General features: G+C 67.3%; 2 protein-coding genes. Both read left to right on the top strand.

Features of this window, described 5'->3' with window-relative positions; translation table 11 throughout:
* Nucleotides 1-12: 12 nt before the first annotated feature.
* The gene (istA, locus tag V6V47_RS32625) at nucleotides 13-1,242 is read left to right on the top strand and encodes an IS21 family transposase (RefSeq protein ID WP_334632404.1); all 1,230 of its coding nucleotides are present in this window, start codon (nucleotides 13-15) and stop codon (nucleotides 1,240-1,242) included.
* A complete protein-coding gene (gene istB, locus V6V47_RS32620) occupies nucleotides 1,242-2,033 on the top strand; it encodes an IS21-like element helper ATPase IstB (RefSeq protein WP_306270592.1) in 792 nt (263 codons plus the stop codon). Before istA ends, istB begins: the two co-directional genes overlap by 1 nt.
* Nucleotides 2,034-2,101: the final 68 nt, after the last annotated feature.

Raw genomic sequence — 2,101 nt, 5'->3', positions numbered from 1 at the left:
AAGCATCGGGAGGTGCTGAACGTGGAGGACTGGGCGGAGATCCGGCGGCTGCGGCGGTCGGAGGGCATGGCAATTCAGGCCATCGCACGGCGGTTGAGGATGTCTCGCAACACCGTGAAGAAGGCCCTGGCCAGTGATGAGCCGCCGCGGTATCAGCGGGCGGCGAAGGGCTCGATAGTAGATGTGGTCGAGCCGCAGATCAGGGTGTTGCTGGCCGAGTTCCCGGACATGCCCTCGACAGTGATCATGGAACGGGTCGGGTGGACCCGGGGCAAGACGGTGTTCTGTGATCGGGTGCAGCAGCTGCGGCCGTTGTTCCGCCGTCCGGACCCGGCCCAGCGCACTGACTATCTGCCGGGTGAGTTGGCGCAGTGTGATCTGTGGTTCCCGCCGGCGGACGTGACCTTGGGTTTCGGGCAGGTCAGCAGGCCGCCGGTGTTGGTGATGGTGTCGGGGTATTCGCGGTGGCTGTCGGCGGTGATGATCCCGTCGCGGCAGTCACCGGATCTGCTGGCCGGGCACTGGACATTGATCTCCGGCTGGGACCGGACGCCCAAGGCTTTGGTCTGGGATAACGAGTCCGCGGTCGGGCAGTGGCGGGCCGGCCGTCCGCAGCTGACTGAGGCGATGAACGCCTTCCGCGGGACCCTCGGCATCAAGGTGATCCAATGCCGGCCGGCGGACCCGGAGGCCAAGGGCCTGGTTGAGCGAGCCAACGGCTATCTCGAGACGTCGTTCCTGCCCGGGCGCCGGTTCGGCTCGCCGCAGGACTTCAACGCGCAGCTGACCGAGTGGCTGGTGCGGGCGAACAACCGCCAACACCGGATGTTGGGCTGCCGCCCGGCCGAGCGGTGGGACGCCGACCGGGCCGCGATGCTGTCGCTGCCGCCAGTGGCTCCGGTGGTCGGCTGGCGACAGACCACGCGGTTGCCTCGCGATCATTACGTCCGGTTGGACAGTAACGACTACTCGGTGCACCCGGCGGCGGTGGGAAGACGTATCGACATCGTCGCTGACGCCGATCGGGTGCAGGTGTTCTGCGACAGCCGCCAGGTCGCCCGACACGACCGCTGCTGGGCCAAGCATCAGAGCATCACCGACCCGGTCCATCGGCAGGCCGCTGCTGACCTGCGCATGGCCGCCCGGCAGGTGCCGGCGCCGGCAGTCACCGCGGAGGTCGAGCACCGGCGGCTCAGCGATTACGACCGGATGTTCGGCCTCGACGTCGAGGTGGCTGCGTGATGGCCGCCAAGACCAGCAACCGCAACGTGTCCTCCGAGATCGCGTTCCTCACCCGCGCGCTGAAAGCACCCTCCCTCGCCGCGTCGGTCGAACGTCTGGCCGAGCGGGCTCGGGCGGAGTCGTGGACGCATGAGGAGTTCCTCGCCGCCTGCCTGCAACGCGAGGTCGCCGCCCGGGAATCACACGGCGGTGAAGGGCGTATCCGAGCCGCGAGGTTCCCGGCCCGCAAGAGTCTCGAGGAGTTCGACTTCGAGCACCAGCGATCGTTGAAGCGGGAGACGATCGCCCATCTGGGCACCCTGGACTTCGTGGCGTCGAAGGAGAACGTCGTCTTCTTGGGCCCGCCCGGCACCGGCAAGACCCACCTGTCCATCGGCCTCGGGATCCGGGCCTGCCAGGCCGGACACCGCGTCGCGTTCGCCACCGCCGCCCAATGGGTGTCCCGCCTCGCCGACGCCCACCACGCCGGCCGCCTGCAAGACGAACTGGTCAAACTCGGTCGGATCCCGCTGCTGATCGTCGACGAGGTCGGCTACATCCCCTTCGAAGCCGAAGCCGCCAACCTGTTCTTCCAACTGGTCTCCAACCGCTACGAACGGGCCTCGCTAATCGTCACCAGCAACAAGCCCTTCGGGCGTTGGGGCGAAGTCTTCGGCGACGACGTCGTCGCCGCAGCCATGATCGACCGCCTCGTCCACCACGCCGAAGTCATCTCGATGAAGGGCGACAGCTACCGACTCAAAGACCGCGACCTCGGCCGCGTCCCTGCAGCAAATAAGACTAACGACTAAAGATCAACCAACCGAGGTGGTCCAGTTTCAGCCGGACCACGGTGGTCAGGGTTGGGGCGGCGTTGACA

Origin of the sequence: Micromonospora sp. CPCC 205539 (assembly GCF_036906815.1) — a bacterium.
GTDB lineage: Bacteria > Actinomycetota > Actinomycetes > Mycobacteriales > Micromonosporaceae > Micromonospora.
The sequence above is the reverse complement of the archived record's forward strand: the minus strand, read 5'-3'. Positions and strand labels throughout refer to the sequence as shown.

Coding starts and splice junctions, on each gene's coding strand:
- istB (WP_306270592.1), top strand. CDS start 1,242: ATGGCCGCCAAGACCAGCAACCGCAACGTGTCCTCCGAGATCGCGTTC.